Annotated in this window: 13 protein-coding genes and 1 riboswitch; of the genes, 6 read left to right on the forward strand and 7 right to left on the reverse strand. The window is 36.8% G+C overall.

The genetic code is table 11. The annotated features are described in order from the left end of the window. Positions 1-93: 93 nt before the first annotated feature. The 5 genes from K4L44_03040 (at position 94) to leuB (ending at position 6,355) form a co-directional block, all read left to right on the forward strand. Positions 94-1,599 (forward strand): 2-isopropylmalate synthase, encoded by a 1,506-nt coding sequence (locus K4L44_03040; GenBank protein ID QZE14850.1) that lies wholly within the window; start codon positions 94-96, stop codon positions 1,597-1,599. A gap of 52 nt (positions 1,600-1,651) precedes the next feature. Beyond that, entirely contained in the window at positions 1,652-3,049 is a 1,398-nt protein-coding gene (gene leuC, locus K4L44_03045; protein QZE14851.1) for a 3-isopropylmalate dehydratase large subunit, read from the forward strand. Between the two features lie 31 nt (positions 3,050-3,080). Continuing rightward, positions 3,081-3,668: a 3-isopropylmalate dehydratase small subunit gene (gene leuD / locus K4L44_03050; protein QZE14852.1), complete on the forward strand. Its 588-nt coding sequence runs from the start codon at positions 3,081-3,083 to the stop codon at positions 3,666-3,668. A gap of 75 nt (positions 3,669-3,743) precedes the next feature. After that, on the forward strand, positions 3,744-5,279 hold the full coding sequence (locus K4L44_03055; GenBank protein QZE14853.1) for a 2-isopropylmalate synthase: 1,536 nt from the start codon (positions 3,744-3,746) through the stop codon (positions 5,277-5,279). An 11-nt stretch (positions 5,280-5,290) separates the two neighbouring features. Next, complete coding sequence (leuB, locus tag K4L44_03060; GenBank protein QZE14854.1) at positions 5,291-6,355, forward strand: 3-isopropylmalate dehydrogenase; 1,065 nt, start codon at positions 5,291-5,293, stop codon at positions 6,353-6,355. A 426-nt stretch (positions 6,356-6,781) separates the two neighbouring features. Here the strand turns inward: leuB and K4L44_03065 are convergent, their stop codons facing one another. Both K4L44_03065 and K4L44_03070 read right to left on the reverse strand, forming a co-directional pair. Beyond that, complete coding sequence (locus K4L44_03065; GenBank protein QZE14855.1) at positions 6,782-8,101, reverse strand: PepSY domain-containing protein; 1,320 nt, start codon at positions 8,099-8,101, stop codon at positions 6,782-6,784. 9 nt (positions 8,102-8,110) lie between these two features. Further along, positions 8,111-10,357, reverse strand: coding sequence for a TonB-dependent receptor (locus tag K4L44_03070; GenBank protein ID QZE14856.1), 2,247 nt, complete (start codon positions 10,355-10,357; stop codon positions 8,111-8,113). A 124-nt stretch (positions 10,358-10,481) separates the two neighbouring features. Then, a riboswitch (cobalamin riboswitch) is annotated at positions 10,482-10,677 on the reverse strand. 242 nt (positions 10,678-10,919) lie between these two features. Between K4L44_03070 and K4L44_03075 the strand changes: the two genes are divergently transcribed. Beyond that, positions 10,920-12,209, forward strand: coding sequence for a tetratricopeptide repeat protein (locus K4L44_03075; GenBank protein QZE14857.1), 1,290 nt, complete (start codon positions 10,920-10,922; stop codon positions 12,207-12,209). 150 nt (positions 12,210-12,359) lie between these two features. Here the strand turns inward: K4L44_03075 and K4L44_03080 are convergent, their stop codons facing one another. The 5 genes from K4L44_03080 to K4L44_03100 form a co-directional block, all read right to left on the reverse strand. Then, positions 12,360-13,061, reverse strand: coding sequence for a phosphoadenylyl-sulfate reductase (locus K4L44_03080; GenBank protein ID QZE14858.1), 702 nt, complete (start codon positions 13,059-13,061; stop codon positions 12,360-12,362). A 219-nt stretch (positions 13,062-13,280) separates the two neighbouring features. Next, positions 13,281-13,730: a hypothetical protein gene (locus K4L44_03085; protein ID QZE14859.1), complete on the reverse strand. Its 450-nt coding sequence runs from the start codon at positions 13,728-13,730 to the stop codon at positions 13,281-13,283. Between the two features lie 57 nt (positions 13,731-13,787). Next, positions 13,788-14,057, reverse strand: a complete 270-nt coding sequence (locus K4L44_03090; protein ID QZE14860.1) for a hypothetical protein — start codon at positions 14,055-14,057, stop codon at positions 13,788-13,790. Between the two features lie 142 nt (positions 14,058-14,199). Then, positions 14,200-15,354 carry a hypothetical protein gene (locus tag K4L44_03095; GenBank protein ID QZE14861.1) on the reverse strand — a complete coding sequence of 385 codons (1,155 nt, stop codon included), beginning with the start codon at positions 15,352-15,354 and terminating at the stop codon, positions 14,200-14,202. Between the two features lie 590 nt (positions 15,355-15,944). Then, on the reverse strand, positions 15,945-17,174 hold the full coding sequence (locus K4L44_03100) for a hypothetical protein (GenBank protein ID QZE14862.1): 1,230 nt from the start codon (positions 17,172-17,174) through the stop codon (positions 15,945-15,947). Between the last annotated feature and the right edge of the window lie 84 nt (positions 17,175-17,258).

The following is a 17,258-nucleotide window of genomic DNA, read 5'->3' on the forward strand; positions in this document are numbered from 1 at the left end:
CTAAAGAGGATTGGAGAGGGGGTAGATAATGCTAATACCTATAAGAGCTTTAGATTATTCTTTAGTAATAAACCCCAAAAATAAAAAATCAGAATGGCAGATAGAGTCTATATTTTTGATACAACCCTAAGAGATGGAGAGCAAGTCCCAGGATGTCAGTTGAACACAGTAGAGAAGATTGAGGTAGCTAAAGCACTCCAAGAACTCGGTGTGGATGTGATTGAAGCTGGATTCCCTGTGTCAAGTCCTGGTGATTTTAATTCGGTTGTAGAGATTTCAAAAGCAGTGACATGGCCTACTATTTGTGCTTTGACAAGAGCTGTAGAAAATGATATTGATGTTGCAGCTCAAGCACTTAAATATGCTAAAAGAGGTCGTATTCATACTGGTATTGGGACTTCCCCTTATCACATTAAATATAAACTGAACTCAACAGAAGATGAGGTGCTAGAGAGAGCCGTAGCTGCGGTGAAATACGCAAAACGCTATGTGGAGGATGTGGAATTTTATGCCGAAGATGCTGGACGTTCTGATAATGTATACTTGGCACGTGTTGTAGAAGCGGTCATTGCTGCAGGAGCAACGGTGGTAAATATTCCAGATACTACAGGATACTGTTTGCCTCACCAATTTGGGGAAAAGATCAACTTCTTGATGGAGAATGTATCCAATGTACATAAAGCAATTTTATCCACTCACTGCCATAACGACCTAGGAATGGCTACTGCGAATAGTATTTCTGGTGTCATTAATGGGGCACGTCAAGTGGAAGTAACACTAAATGGTATTGGAGAACGTGCAGGAAACACCTCATTAGAAGAGGTGGTAATGACTTTAAAAAGTCATCAAGATTTAAATCTAGAGACGAATATTAAGACTCAAAATATTTATAAGACGTCTAGATTGGTCTCTACATTAATGAACATGCCTGTTCAAGCAAATAAGGCAATCGTTGGCCGTAATGCTTTTGCCCACTCTTCTGGTATACATCAAGATGGGGTGCTTAAAAACCGTGAGACCTACGAAATTATCGATCCAGAAGATGTGGGAATCAAGGAGTCTTCGATTGTGTTGACTGCTCGTAGTGGTCGTGCTGCCTTAAAGCATCGCTTGGAAGTCTTGGGATATATTTTAGAAGGGGAGAAGCTCGATGAAGTATACCAAGAGTTCTTGAAGTTAGCAGACAAAAAGAAAGATATCAAGGAAGATGATCTATTGGTTCTTGTTGGAGAAGTGGAAAAGACCGATAGTCATAGAATAAAACTGCAAGATATTCAAGTCGTAATGGGGAAAAATATGGAACCAATGGCGACGGTGAAACTAAATATTGCAGGCGAAATATTCAAAGCTTGTAGTAATGGCAATGGTCCTGTGGATGCTGCGATAAAAGCAGTCAAGGAGATCCTTCATAAAAATGTGGTTCTTGAAGAGTTTCTTATCCAGGCAATTACAAGAGGTAGTGATGATATTGGTAAGGTTCATATGACCATCAATCACAAAGATAGCTTTTTTCACGGATTTGGAGCAAATACAGATATCGTGATTGCTTCTGTTGAGGCCTTTATTGATGCCATCAACAAAATTGCAATGGCAGAATAAGTTTTGTTAGATAGAATAAAAATAGTACAACAAATAACAACAATATATAGAGATGCAGCCAAAAACATTATTTGATAAAATATGGGATGCCCATGTTGTGAAACAAGTAGAAGGAGGGCCTAATGTTGTCTATATCGATAGACACTTTATTCATGAAGTTACTAGCCCTGTTGCTTTTGCTGGAATAGAGAAGAGAGGTCTTAAAATAGCTCGTCCAGCTCAGACGACTGCAACCCCAGATCATAACGTGCCTACTATTGATCAGGATAAACCTATTAAAGATCAAGAGTCACGTTTCCAGGTGGATACTTTAGAGAAGAACTGTTTGAATCATGGAGTTACCTATTATGGTTTGGGTAGTCAAAATCATGGGATTGTCCATGTTGTTGGTCCTGAAATGGGATATACTCAACCAGGTATGACTATTGTTTGTGGAGACAGTCATACCTCTACTCATGGTGCTTTTGGTAGTATCGCTTTTGGTATTGGTACTAGTGAAGTAGAGATGGTTTTTACCTCTCAATGTATTATGCAGCCTAAGCCTAAGACTATGTTGATCAAAGTGGATGGGGAGTTAGGTAAGTCTGTAACTGCAAAAGATATTGCTCTTTATACGATTGCTAAACTATCTACCTCTGGCGGAACAGGTTATTTTATTGAATATGCTGGTACTGCAATTGAGTCTCTCTCTATGGAGGGGCGTATGACTCTTTGTAATATGAGCATCGAGTGTGGTGCTCGTGGTGGTATGATTGCTCCCGATCAAACTACATTCGACTATGTTAAAGGTCGTCCTTTTGCTCCCGAAGGAGAGGCATGGGATAAGGCTGTGGCAGAATGGTCTGAACTAAAGAGTGATAAAGATGCCTCTTTTGATTGTACATATGAGTTTGATGCATCCGATATCACCCCAATGATCACTTATGGAACAAATCCTGGTATGGGGGTTTCTGTAGAAGGATCTATTCCTACAGGTTCTGATCTTCAAGGAACGGACAAAACGAGCTTCGTAAAATCACTCGAATATATGGGGTTTGATGCTGGACAAAAGATTGCAGGTCATTCAATAGATTATGTATTCGTTGGAAGTTGTACTAATGGACGTATTGAGGACCTTCGCGCTTTTGCTGCATTTGTGAAAGGAAAGAAGAAAGCCGAGAATGTGACAGCTTGGATTGTTCCAGGGTCTAAAGTAGTTGAAAAACAAGCCAAAGAAGAAGGATTGGTTGAGATCTTAGAAGAGGCTGGTTTCGTAATGAGAGAACCAGGTTGTTCGGCTTGTTTGGCAATGAATGATGATAAGATCCCTGCTGGTAAGTACTCTGTTTCTACTTCGAATAGAAACTTTGAGGGACGTCAAGGTCCTGGTGCTCGTACTTTACTTGCAAGTCCTTTGGTTGCTGCTGCAGCTGCTGTGACTGGAGTTATCACCGATCCTAGAGTGTTATAATCGTAGTCTTAACTTTATAGTAAATAGTATTATGTCAATAGATAAATTTGAAACATTAACAAGTACGGCAGTACCTTTACCTATAGAAAATATCGACACGGATCAAATTATTCCAGCTCGTTTCTTAAAGGCGACAGAGAGAAAAGGATTTGGAGATAATCTTTTTCGTGATTGGAGATATGAAAAAGATGGTTCTGAGATAAAATCATTTGCATTGAACGATGCCCGTTATGGTGGCTCTATTCTTGTTGCTGGAAAGAATTTTGGAAGTGGATCTAGTCGTGAACATGCAGCATGGTCCATTTATGACTATGGGTTCAAAGTAGTGGTATCTAGCTTTTTTGCAGATATCTTTAAAGGCAATGCATTGAATAATGGTCTTTTGCCTGTTGTGGTATCTGAAGATTTTCTTTCAAAGATATTTTCTTCGATTGATACAGACAATCAAACGACTTTGACTGTGAATTTGGCCGACCAGACGATCACTCTCGATGGAACAGGCGAATCAGAATCTTTTGAAATTAATCCATATAAGAAGGAGTGCTTGACCAAAGGTTATGATGATATCGATTATTTGATTCATATGAAATCGGAGATTGAATCATTCGAGAATAGATAAAAGATAATAAGTCAATTGCTAATTATTTTCGTCCTCTCTTAAAAGTGTTGTGGACGAAATTACGCTTCCCTCATTATGATGAAAAACCGTAGAATATCTATAATGGATACCACCCTACGTGATGGAGAACAAACCTCTGGGGTCTCTTTTTCAGCTCCAGAGAAACTATCAGTCGCGAAGTTTTTAATTCAAGAGTTGTCTGTGGATGCGATTGAAATTGCTTCTGCAAGAGTCTCTGAAGGTGAGCTAAATGCTGCTAAGAAGATTATGCAATGGGCACAATCCAAAGGATTAGAGTCGAAGATAGAGATACTCGGATTTGTAGATCAAGGAAAATCAATTGCATGGATTGAAGAGGCTGGAGGAAAAGTCCTAAACTTACTTTCGAAGGGATCTGAAAACCATCTAACCCATCAATTGAGAAAGACGATTCAAGAGCATATTACTGAAATAAATAAGACAATAGAGGATGCATCGGATCGAGGAATTAAGGTAAACTTATACCTTGAGGATTGGTCTAATGGAATGAAACAAAAACCTTCCTATGTATATGATTTGCTTGAAGGGATTCATGTCGAAAAGTTAGGTCGTATTATGTTACCTGACACTTTGGGGATTCTTACGCCCCAAGAGTGTTATGGTTTCGTGAAGGATATGATTGATCGTTTTCCAACCCTTAACTTTGATTTCCATGCTCATAACGACTATGATCTGTCGGTTGCAAATGTATTATCCGCTATCGAGGCTGGAGCTTCGGGGGTACATACTACGGTTAATGGGTTAGGCGAACGAGCAGGAAATGCGCCTCTTGCTAGTGTGATTGCATTAATCCATGACCACTCCGATTTCAGTACTGCTGTAGAGGAGCGTAAAATAGCTTTGCTTTCTAAGATGGTCGAGTCATATTCTGGCATACGCATCTCACAAAACTGCCCTGTTGTCGGAGAGAATGTCTTTACCCAATGTAGTGGCGTTCATGCAGATGGTGACAATAAGAAGGGATTGTATTTTAATGATTTGATGCCTGAACGTTTTGGTCGTGTTCGTAAATATGCATTAGGTAAAACATCGGGTAAAGCCAATATCGTAAAAAATCTTGAGTCTCTAGGTATCGAGATGGAGCCTAAAGAACTTAAATTGGTAACAGATCGTATTATAGAGTTGGCTGATAAAAAGGCGAATGTAACCGTGGAGGATCTTCCGTATATCATCTCTGATGTTTTAAGAACTCAACAAGTGGAGCAGAAGATAAAGTTGTGTAACTACTCTTTAGTTCATACTCTTGGATTAAATCCTACTGCGACATTAAGTATTGATATTGATGGGGAGGTATATCAAGCGACTTCCGCAGGAGATGGTCAGTATGATGCTTTTATGAATTCTTTGAGAAGTATCTATGCTAAGCTGAATAAACCTTTCCCTGCTTTGATAGATTATTCTGTTACCATACCTCCAGGAGGACGGACAGATGCGCTTGTGGAAACGGTTATCACATGGCAATTTGGGAAAGTGTTTAAAACTCGTGGTCTTGAAAGTGATCAAACTGAAGCTGCTATTAAGGCTACGATCAAGATGTTGAATGTAATAGAATTGGAAGTAGAAAATTATTAAGAAGATATATCATGAAATTAAATATAGCTGTTTTATCTGGAGATGGTATCGGGCCAGAGATCGTAGATCAAGCATTAAAAGTGGTTCGTGCAATTTCTAAGAAATTTGGGCATGAAGTGTCAACAGAAGAGGGATTAGTCGGAGCGACTGCAATTGATAAGGTAGGAGACCCATACCCTGAAAGTACCCATGAAATATGTATGGAAGCGGATGCTGTCCTTTTTGGTGCTATTGGAGATCCTAAGTTTGATAACGACCCTACTGCAAAGGTACGTCCAGAGCAAGGTCTGCTTCGTATGCGTAAGCAGTTGGGGTTATATGCAAACTTGCGTCCTGTGACGACATTTCCTTCGCTTCTTCACAAATCTCCTCTACGCAAAGAGTTGGTAGAGGGTGCAGATTTCTTGTGCCTAAGAGAGTTGACAGGGGGTATCTATTTTGGTGATAAAGGCCGTACAGAAGACAATCAAGGAGCTTTTGATCATTGTGTATACACTCGTGAGGAGATTGCACGAATTCTTCATTTGGCTTATAAATTTGCACTGCAAAGAGATAAAAGAGTCACTGTCGTTGATAAGGCGAATGTTTTAGAGACTTCGAGACTTTGGAGAGAAGAGGCTCAAAAGATAGAAAAAGAGTATCCTGAAGTAGAGACAGACTATATGTTTGTGGATAATGCTGCGATGCAGATCATACAATGGCCAAAGAAATTTGATGTCATGGTTACAGAAAATATGTTTGGGGATATTCTTACAGATGAGGCGAGTGTGATTACTGGTTCTTTGGGACTTCTTCCTTCAGCATCTGTGGGTACTCATACGAGTGTTTTTGAACCGATTCATGGGTCTTATCCTCAGGCAGCAGGAAAAGATATTGCAAACCCCGTTGCAACGATTCTTTCAGCAGCGATGATGTTTGAAACTGCTTTTGAATTGAAAGAGGAGGGAGCATTAATTCGCAAAGCTGTATTGGCATCGATGGATGCTGGTGTGGTGACAGAAGATATTGATAAGGAGAAAGCTTGTAAGACTTCAGAAGTGGGTGATTGGATCGCAAACTACGTTTTGGAAGCATAACCATTATATTTCTATTTTGCCAAAGCGATAGGGGTTTCTCCTATCGCTTTTTTCTTACCATAAACTCTTATATCTCCTATGGAGGAACGCTGTAATACGCCATATCGTATCTTTAAATATGTGTAATAGTAGAGAATAATCTCTTCATTTCGTTTGTTGATAGAGGGAAGATCGTACTACTTTGATTCGTATTTTAGTTACGAAATGAGAACCCTTTGGTTAGGGATTGGTTACCCCTAGAGTAACTGAAGGGTAAGGGAAGGGTAACCGAAGGGTAAGGGAAGTAGCCTTGAAATAGGTCTCTGAAATATCTAAAGTAGGAGTTTGAATCGGTGAATGTGATATTATTTTGTTACCGATACTCCTCTTCTACTATTGCTTTTTATGAAGATGAGTGCATTGCTCCCTCGATGTTTTACGTAATCTCTATCTTTTTTTTATTGTAATCCATAGTCCTGTTAACAGTGTTGCAGTACCAAGGGTTAGGAAGAATAAGATAATGAGGATGCGTCCTGTGTTTTTTGTCTTTAGGGAACCTATCATAAAGGAATGTAGTCCCTGATAGAGAAATTGATTCACCCTCTTTTCTTGGTCTGTATATCGAATCATTTTTCCCGATAATAGATCGAATTGAAATTGACTTTCTCCAGGATCATCTAATGAGATCTCCACGATGTTTTTCTCAAGGGGTACAGTATTCACCAAATAGTTTGGAAATGTTTGTTCGAAACAGGCTTTCAATTGTGATTGAGACCATACTTTCTGATCCATTGTATCTCCGCAATAGTAGTGGTGTTTCCCCTTTTGGGTGGTAAATTGCACCACGGCACGATTCTTTATGGTGTATGATTGAATGTCTACAGTATTGGGAGGGAGTTTCGTCAGGCGATCTAATGCGATTGTGTTTATGGGTTCTGTCGGCTGCCAAATCTCTTGCGCGTCGTTAAAGACTCCTTTTTTTATCCACCTATTGGATACATGATGAAGGGAGAAGAATCCACTAAGTGTCCAAGTGAATATGATAAGTCCTCCACTGATTCCTAGAAGGTAATGCCAGCGATAATGTCTCTTTTTATACGGATTTCGAAGCCTTTTTTTTACAAGAATGATACCTCCGTATATATAACCTGTAAGTATTGCAATAAGCGATAGGATAGCAAGGAATTTTATTACCAATATCCATATTTGAGTATTTTCTCTTAAAGTTCTAAAATAGAGCCAATGTGGTATTGCACCGAAGCAAGCAATCCATTTAGATTTAGTGGTGGTTCTTTGAAGAACATCCCCTGTTTTAGAGGAGATATATAGATTGCTTCCATCCTTATATTTCATCCTATAGATAGGAAGATGTTTACGCATTCTACTCCATGGAATCCACATGTCTAAGTCGTGCATGATGGTTGTATGTTCTGCCTTTTCGTCCATCAGCATATTGCCAAAAGCTTCACATTGTGATTGAATCGAACCCTCATTCTTTTGCAAATAGATGGTATCTGCATTATTATGATTGAAATTGCGAATTTGTCTCCACCCGAATGCTCCGTAATGGATATGGGAGTTGGGAGAGATGCCTTCTTTAGGAATAACCTTGAAAGGTATCGTTTTTTGATGGCTTTCAATCCATGATTTAGATGCTCTTGGGAATCCTCCCAAGAGCATAAAGTAACCACTAATAAACCATACTAAAAGAATAGGTAGTGTGATGATGCCAAAGATTCGATGGTATTTTAATAATAACTTTTTCATATTGTTGGATTAAAATCGAAGACCTAAAGTAATTCCCCAATTGCGTTCTGGTGCTGCAACATATTGGTTTGAATAGATAGATGAATTGTAGTACATCTCATTTGATATATTGCGAATATTGGCTTGAATCCACATATGATTATGCTCGTATTTTAAACCTATATTCTGAACCAATGACGATGGCAATAGGTAGGTGTTTGCACTGTCAGAGAACTGTGTGTCGGTATATACAATTCCCCACCATGCAGAGAGTCCTTTCAGTAGTCCTCTATTTTTATGCCATGAAATTCTACCATATGCACTATTATTGGGTGCAAAAGATCCCTGTTTGTTGTTACTATCTTGTGTCTTGTTGTAACAATACCCTCCGTTTAGTTCTATCTCTTTGGTCAAATAAGAGGTTATGTCCACTTCAGCTCCTTTCGAGGTTACCTCTCCAATTTGTCCATATACTTTCTTGCCATCCTCTTTTCCAAGGTATGTCTTAATGTTCTTTTTGGTTATATGATATAGGTTTGCTTGGATCGAAACTTTACTTTTTTCCACTTTTGCTCCTAGTTCATATTGCAAGCCCTCTTCTGGATCAAATATTTTTCCACCTTTATTGGGAGCGATAATATTGCCATTTGTATCTTTATAGATATAGTTCTCATTATAGATCGTTCTATATGGTTTATAGAAATTAGAGATGGATCCATACAATGAGATTGTTTTGGCTATCTCATAAACCATTCCTGTTTTGTATGAGAATGCTTGGTCTGTAAACGAACCTTCTTTGGTGAAATCACCTGTGTCCTTATTGGCATCTACTGAGGCTTTTGATTTGTTAAAGAAGAAATGATCGACTCTTGCTCCTAACATCATCTTAAAATGTGGTGTTATATCGATTAGATCTTGAATGTTAAACGCTAATATTCGATCATTATATCTACGGACAGCAGAAAATTTGGAGTCTATCTCTCCTTGGTAAAGCTCTGGATTCTCTACAGAAATTGTTGCTCCTTTTCCAGCGCCCCAGATATCATCTGCATTGTATCCTGTGTAGCCATCTCTTTTCGTTTGAAAGTAAGATATACCACTACTTGTGTGATGCATTGCCCCTAGAAGACGAAAAGTTGAATTATATTCAATATTCGATTGGAGTGTATTGGTAAGGTGTTGGAATCTTAGCGGATAGCTTCGTTGAAGGTGGTTTATGTCGATATAAACCTTTTGGTCTCCCTTCATATAATAGTGGTCTTTTATATCGCTTTTTGAGGTGATATAGGTTAGCTCCTCGGTAGAAAAGTAATCTATATCATCTTGACTATATGAAGTCGAGATTGCAAGGTAATTCTTTGGATTGAAGTGATGTTCCCACTTTACATATCCATTCAAGTTTTTCGATTTAAGAAAATCTGCAGGATCGTTATAACGCTGCTTTCTATCCATATTCTTTGGAAGATCCCCTTTGTTATAGGTCTTTTTATCTCCATTTGTCGCATAAATATCATGAGTGAATGAAGGAGTCCCAGCTTCGGTGTCATAGCGGTCGTTAAAAGCTCCAAAGCGAAACTCTATCTGATCTTTTGAAGATAATTTCCATCCCAAAGCAAAGTAGAGGTTCTTCACCGTTTTTCCGTTATCTCTCCATCCATCCGACTGAATCCAGTTTGCATCCACTCTGTATGATAGGTTGTCTCCTATACGATGGCATGTACTTACTCTTGCATCATGATTGTTGTAAGAAGAGATACTGTAAGAGGCTCTATTTTCAGCAGAACTCCATGGGTTTTTACGGACAATGTTTACGATTCCTCCAACAGAAGAGCCTCCATAGAGTGCAGAAGCAGGACCTTTTAGATACTCTATACGCTCAATGTTTGCTGTAGAGGAGATGGGGGCACTATTAGAGTAGGCCATTCTATAATCCAATTGTCCATCTACCATAACAATAGGAGAACCAAAACCTCTCATACGAAATGTTTGAAACCCTCCATAATTCATCTTTGGCGTAATTCCTGTGGTATAATCGAAAGCATCGTTTACACTCTGAATTGCAAAAGATTCAAGACTTTTACTATCAATAGTGGAGGTGGCTGTCGGGATGTACTTTAGTGGAACATTTAATTTGAGTACCCCCTCTGTCTTTCTTACTTGGTGCTCAAATATTGAGATCTCATTAACCTGAATGGTGTCTTTATCAAGGGTTTGGGCCTTGGAGGCATAACCAAAGATAATAAGTAATAGTGCTGTGATTGATAACTTGTTGTTCATATGTTCAATTTTAAATAAGATGTCCTATCTAAAATCAAACTATCAAGATATAGAGTTCTGAGCATACAAAAGAGAGATCTCTCTATTTGTATGTTCTTACATCTAGCTATTAAATCCCGATAGCTGATCTTCTGTTATTTGAAGTAGGTTTTCTGACTAAGGACTCTTTTATCTGCTCCTTCCCAATCTAAAATCAGTGGATAATTGCAGAAAAGATTTACATCCATTACAGCTGCGGGTACAGTTCTTGATTTGCACAAGATTCCCTTCTTTAAAAGACTATTTGCCTTTAAAATTCACCTTCAATAATTGCTAACAAATTTATTAATTTAAGTCAAATTATGTGTACTTATTCATGTTTATTATTGTGAACATGATGGGAGTGTATAGTTTTGTTCTATATTATTAAATTTGATTGATAGTTTATAAGTGATTTTTATAACTATATTAAAGTGAATTCCTTATATGAAATCTTATTTATACAATTTTACAACTATGAAAAAAGTTGTTTAGTATACATATATTACCTATCTTGTTGTTAACAAATATTAACTTTATGACCATGAAATCTTATTTAGTTCTCCTTACTTTTTTTTCTTTTTGCTTTGTCATGTGTAAATCGGAACAAGCAATTGTTGCAACACAGCCTATAAATGATACGGTGGATAATATAGAGATGTCTAATGAAACGTCTACTGAAACAGAGGTTGAAGATGCTTTAAAGTATGCAGAAGGATGTGTCTACAAATTTGATTATAAGAATGCAAAAGATACTTTGAAAAGTATGTATGAGGCGGGTAAGTATAATATCAAACTTTTAAATCGTCTAGAATCTATATATTTCGTTTTAGGGGACTTTCCAAAATGTATAGACCTTCTTGATCAGGTGGACTCTATTTCTCCACTAAAAGACCAAATGATAATTCATCGAGGGATTGTTTATAGAAAGATGCAGAAATATGAACAAGCAAATAGCGATTTTAGTTCTGTCCTTCAGAGAGACTCTATGAATGTCTTTTTATTAGAGCAAATTGGCGACATGACAAAAGCGAGAGGTTTGGCTGATTTCTACAACGAATACTATCGAAAAGCGGTGGAGTATGGAGCTTCTCCAAATGTATTAGATAAATATCTAAAAGGATTAATAAAGAAGAATCTTAAGGATAGTGCCATGAGTGTTTTTTATAAATATGCCCCTGATAATATTAAACCGTATCAAAGATTACGTGACACTTACGGTTTTCTTTTATATAAGTCAAAGAGATATTCTGAAGCCTATATTGTATATAATGCGCTTGTGGAGGATAAAACACAAAATTCGCAAGCTTACTATTTTGCAGCAATGTCTCTCGTAAGTCTAAATCGAAAGAAAGAGGCAATCCCCTTTTTCGAAGAGTATCTTACTAGTGTCACAGAGCTAGAGAATTATTATCCATTTTATATGTTGGGATGTTGTTATGATGAAGAGGGCCAATTAGATAAAGCCATGAAGATGTTTGATAAGGCTTTAAGTCTCATTTATCCAAAACAGGAAGAGGTGCTTCGTGTCTATAGTAAAAGAGGCGATCTATTAGCCAAGAAGAAGAATTACAAAAATGCGATGGAAGAGTATGCTTCTATTGAGCGTTTCTATCCCAAAGAGGAGATGGCTCTTTTCCAAATAGCGCTATTGAGTCAAACGAAAACAAAAGAGTATCATAAGGCTGCCGTTTATTATCAAAAAGTTCTACAGTTGATTGATCCCAAAGAGGTCGAAGGTGATGAGGTGATGTACTATATCTATAATACGTCAAAATCACAATCGAAGAAATTAAAACGTTATCTTAATAAAGATACTTTTTGGGAAAAATAATGTTCTCTACGAAAAAGAGCTTATCGTTTGATATTCGTTTTGTGTAGATTGACAAAGGTGTTTTATTGAAAGAGTTCAATAATACACCTTTGTTGTGTTAGTCTATACTCTTTGGGCCTTATCGTCAAAGAAACCCTCCAAGAGTAAAGCCTATTTTTTGTGAAGTCCACACTCTTTGGTATCAGGTGACTCCCAGTACCAACGACCTGCACGTACATCTTCTCCATCCATAATTGCACGAGTACAAGGTTGGCACCCAATAGATGGATAATTTTTGTCATGTAAAGTGTTGTAAGGGATTCCTTTGAGCTTGATATAGTCCCAAACCTCTTTTTCACTCCATTCGATCAGTGGATTTACTTTGATCATTTGATTTCCTTCATCCCACTCCACTACTTGCATGTCTGTTCTAGTAACTGACTGCTCTTTTCTCAGACCACAAATCCAAACACTTAACCCTTTAAATGCTCTTTTTAGTGGTTGAATTTTACGAATATTACAACATCTTTTACGTTTCTCTACGCTTTCGAAGAAAAGATTGATACCCTCATTATTTACCATCTTTTCTACTTTCGCAGCTTCGGGAAAATATACAGACATCTTGATACCATATTTGTTATTGGTACGGTGAATAAGATCATAGGTCTCAGGAAACAGTCGACCTGTATCTAGTGTGAAGATTTTTGTCTCTTTATCGATATCCAGAATCATCTCTGTTAACACTTGATCTTCTGCGCCAAGGCTTGATGCTAGAGCGATTTCTCCTTTAAATTCTTTGATGAAAAAGTCAAGAACTTCTTGTGCACTTTTGCCATGAAGTTGTTTGTTCCATTCCGTAATATTCTCTCTCATAATAAACGTCTTATTCGTATCCTATTGTTTGTCTACAAAGATAAGAAATGGTTTGCATTGGGAAAAGTATTCCTATTTATCTAAACGATTCCTAAAATATTAAAGAGAGAAGAGGCAAGAAATAGAGTGTCACTTTTGTGATTATCTTTTCTTGCCTCATGTTTTATGGAATCCGATATATGATTAAACTTATAATGCTATGTTTTATACGGAAATTGATTACCTCTGTCCAAAGACTAATGTTTTTGAGCCGTCATAACTCACCGCTTCAATTCTTGTTGCTCCCTTTGGATATGGTACTTTAGAGACTCTTCGATTCGTATCTCCAGTAAAGACGAGGGTAATATCGATTAATTCATCTGCTTTGTATGTTTCAAAAACAGTTACATTCTGCCATACATCTCCACTGATGGTTTTTACTGTTGTTCCAGATACTCCCTCATTAAATTGCTCCGTTACTTTCAATCTGTTTTTATATGCTTGAATACAGTTTCCACTAACATATTCGATTTTGGCTGTTGGCTTGGGGTATCTACTGATATAATCTTTTACCTCCTGAATCATTGACTCCGTAATGGTTTTCTGCTTCGAAGTATAGTCGTTACAAAATTTATCAATAGGTTTCAGCATCCCATTGGCAACAAAGACGTCCGTAAGATCTTCTTTCACTACATCATATAGGTTTTTTTACAAAGTTAAGGTGTAGTTCTCCTTCCGTTAGATAACTTAGATCTTCTGTTCTACATTTCTCGAAGACATCCCCAGAAAGATATGGTTTTCCCCAGCTATTTCCTTCGCCGCAGACATGATAGTATAGTTGTAATTGTCAAAAAGGTATGTTTGATACAAATACATCCCCTTTCCAACAATGGTCACTAAAACAACGTGTTTGTAGCCTTTGTTCGATAATTTATCTTCAAAAGAACTTGAGTCGTAACGTTGAATCTCATGCATGGTGTAAAGATATCTTAAATCATATATCTGATGCCAAATCATTGGATTACAATGACCTACTTTCTCAAGATTTAAAATAATCTAAGAGGATAAAAAATCAACCGTCAAATATGTTCGTTATTGAATGGGTGCCATTTAGAAATCGTAGTATCTTTCATTTTCACGAAATAGTTAAAGTGAGATTTTAATCATTTCTTTGCATTATATCTATTCTAACATTATGATTTTCGAATGATTGAAGTACATGATAATATTGGTGCAATGTTCTTAAATCATCATCAGTTAGATTATATACATTAGAATAAAGTACATATTTTTCTGTTCGTGAGAAACTTGAAAATGAGCGTTTATCTTCATTTAAATAGATATTATTGATAGAGGTTTCATTTGGGAAAAAAGAGGCTGTTTTTTCAATAGGGATTTCATTATCATCCATGTAGTTTATTGCCTTTTTATGTAATTCCCAATAAGGCATATGTGCTAATGAAGCTGGCCAACCTTGTGCAAAAGAATCAGAATAAACAATAAAATTGCCACCTAAGAGCGAAAACAATAGAATTGTATATATGATCTTCTTTGCCCTATATTCTTTTAGTAATAAAAATGATAGTAATGCTAAAGAGAGAAAAGATACAATATAATATCGGTGCCCCATGGTATTTTTTATAACTAAGCTAATAGTGTAAATAACTATTGTGGAGAAAAAAGTAATGACCAACAAATAGTTGTATTTTCTCCATGTTATTTGTTTCCTTTTAATGTAAAAAGTAATAATGATAAATAAAATGACAAATATTCTACCAAAGTCAATAAATTGAAAACCAAGAACAAAAATATTTTTACATAAGTTTAGAAAGAAATCTTCAATAGAAGAGAATTCTGTTGCACTACCATATAACTTTAATGGGTGAGAAATGAGCCATCCTTTAGTTGTTATTCTCCAGATAAGGTATATGCAAGCAGGTGTTGCTCCTATTATATAGCTTAAAATAATATTCTTTGAAAAAAAACTTTTTACAGTGTTTTTGTTAAGTACAATGTGAATAATTGCATCTATAATAAATATTCCAGCACAAAGCATCATTCCTCTATAGGTTACAATTCCTAGAAAAAAAAGGCCGATAGTCTGTAGTTGTTTTCTTTGATATAATAGTGAATTTAATGCTAAAAAGAAAAAAAATATTTGGATTATTTCAGGACTAACTAATGCAAATTGTGACCCTAATGTAGGGTCGGAAATCACTAATAGAAATGCTGCAATTTTTAGATATTTTTCTTTTACAAAAAACTCAACAAAAGAAAATAATTGCCATAATACTCCCAAAACAAAGGGTAGCATAATCCAATGTGTTACGGCTATGGATCGGCCAAACCATTTCCATCCAATTGCGACATAACTACCGATAAATGCTGGATGACCTGAGTCATGATCAAGAGAGATAGAACTCCAATTGATTACACCATTTTGGTATAGATCACCCCCTACCTTAGATACAAAAAGAACATTGTCCCAAAATATTCCGACATGAAGACTTAGTAATATTATGATAACACTTATGATTGTTAATATAATCGCTTTTTGATATTTAATACAGGGCATGGACATTTAAATATTCTTGAATTCTAGATTAGTAAGATTAAAATAAAAAAGATTGACTATTCATATTTTATATGGAATGATCAAAGCAAATATAGATTATGAATAACAATATATATCGTGCCAAAATTAGAAGATTACTGGAGAAGTTACAAATGAAGTTAAAAGATAATCGCAATCTTATAATGCGTAAATCCGAAATGTAAACGAATGACCAATCAATACTATCAGCAAAACATCCTATTGACTATCTGTAAGGTGACGCACTTATTGAAGGGTTTATTTTTTCTACGTTATATTAGAATGTCCCCATAATAGATTTAAGTAAAGGGCTATTCCTGAGAGTAAAAGCTCTCTCTTGATTTCCATTTGCCTAGGGTGAAATCAGGAAAGGGTATAGGCACGCCTCCTTTTTCGATGCTTATCTCGGAGAGAGCAGATATAGACAACCAAGTTGCCATATCATAGATGTCAAATTTGGGCTCTTTTTCATCTTGTGTAGACTTAATAAAGTCATCCAGAACAAAATAATCCATCTCATGGCGAACGGAAGTTGCTGCTAGTGATTCATTCTCTTTCCAACATGGGGCATCGTATTCTCTTAGAATACTCAACGGAGATGGGCTCCATTCCCCATGTTCACACAAAGAGTCTATGTGTAAATGATTCCCATTCTCTTGTATCCAAATGCCTTCTGTTCCCTGGACTCTAAAGTCTAAAGAGTAGGGGCGACAGGTATTGGTTGCGTGGGTTAGAATAATTGTTTCTCCTCTTGCTGTCGTGATGTTCGATGTGATCACATCTCCCAATTTCCAAGAGATATTTGCATTGGGGTGATCTGTTCCTAAATGTTTTTTAAGATGGTGGGACAATCCCTTGGATTTGGTCGCAAAAGAAGATATGGAGATAAAACGATTGCCCCTATTAATATCTAATAGGTAGGAAAGAGGTCCAATTCCATGAGAGGGGTATAGGTCTCCATTTCGTTTTAGTGAATGAATGGTTCGCCAACTTGCCTCGCCTTCCGCTCCAGTCCCGTATTGATAGTTCTTGTCAAATTTCACTCCTCTTAAATCGTGCTCATAGCCTCCTCTCATATGTAGCAACTCTCCAAAGAGCCCCTTCTGGACCATGTTAAAAATCGACATTACGTCCCTATGATAGCAGGCATTCTCTAGAATCATGACTTTGGAACTATTGGCAAAATAGGAGTTCATAATTTGGTCTATTTCGGACAACTTGGAGATACTCGAAGCTTCTACTCCAATCATTAGATTAAACGAGAGTGTTCGGCATAGAATGGCAGTAAAATGATCCCAAGGAACAGACAGGATGATGCCATCTAATAACTCATTTTGAAGCATCTCTTCATATCCCTCTCTCTCTGTATAAAAAGCAGGGATAGGGTGTCCTGCATCTTCACACCATGAGATGATCTCTTCTCTATTCATTGATGGATCCGAAATTGCAACTACTACTACATTCTTTCTCTGTAGTATATTTTGAAAGTGTATCTTTCCTCTGTATCCCATTCCGATTACTCCGATGCGTGTTTTATTCATGGAAATATTTCGTGTTTATTTTCAGTGCAATTAAAATAGTATAAAGAAATTAAAATAGAAAATACCATAAAATAAATCCGTGCA

It is taken from the genome of Prolixibacteraceae bacterium (genome assembly GCA_019720755.1).
Taxonomy (GTDB): Bacteria; Bacteroidota; Bacteroidia; order Bacteroidales; family Prolixibacteraceae; genus Halosquirtibacter; species Halosquirtibacter laminarini.

What these genes read in the sequence shown, in the direction of transcription:
- K4L44_03040 (QZE14850.1), top strand. Translation starts at nt 94, where the DNA reads ATGGCAGATAGAGTCTATATTTTTGATACAACCCTAAGAGATGGAGAG.
- leuC (QZE14851.1), top strand. Translation starts at nt 1,652, where the DNA reads ATGCAGCCAAAAACATTATTTGATAAAATATGGGATGCCCATGTTGTG.
- leuD (QZE14852.1), top strand. Translation starts at nt 3,081, where the DNA reads ATGTCAATAGATAAATTTGAAACATTAACAAGTACGGCAGTACCTTTA.
- K4L44_03055 (QZE14853.1), top strand. Translation starts at nt 3,744, where the DNA reads ATGATGAAAAACCGTAGAATATCTATAATGGATACCACCCTACGTGAT.
- leuB (QZE14854.1), top strand. Translation starts at nt 5,291, where the DNA reads ATGAAATTAAATATAGCTGTTTTATCTGGAGATGGTATCGGGCCAGAG.
- K4L44_03065 (QZE14855.1), bottom strand. Translation starts at nt 8,101, where the DNA reads ATGAAAAAGTTATTATTAAAATACCATCGAATCTTTGGCATCATCACA.
- K4L44_03070 (QZE14856.1), bottom strand. Translation starts at nt 10,357, where the DNA reads ATGAACAACAAGTTATCAATCACAGCACTATTACTTATTATCTTTGGT.
- K4L44_03075 (QZE14857.1), top strand. Translation starts at nt 10,920, where the DNA reads ATGAAATCTTATTTAGTTCTCCTTACTTTTTTTTCTTTTTGCTTTGTC.
- K4L44_03080 (QZE14858.1), bottom strand. Translation starts at nt 13,061, where the DNA reads ATGAGAGAGAATATTACGGAATGGAACAAACAACTTCATGGCAAAAGT.
- K4L44_03090 (QZE14860.1), bottom strand. Translation starts at nt 14,057, where the DNA reads ATGATTTGGCATCAGATATATGATTTAAGATATCTTTACACCATGCAT.
- K4L44_03095 (QZE14861.1), bottom strand. Translation starts at nt 15,354, where the DNA reads ATGCTACCCTTTGTTTTGGGAGTATTATGGCAATTATTTTCTTTTGTT.
- K4L44_03100 (QZE14862.1), bottom strand. Translation starts at nt 17,174, where the DNA reads ATGAATAAAACACGCATCGGAGTAATCGGAATGGGATACAGAGGAAAG.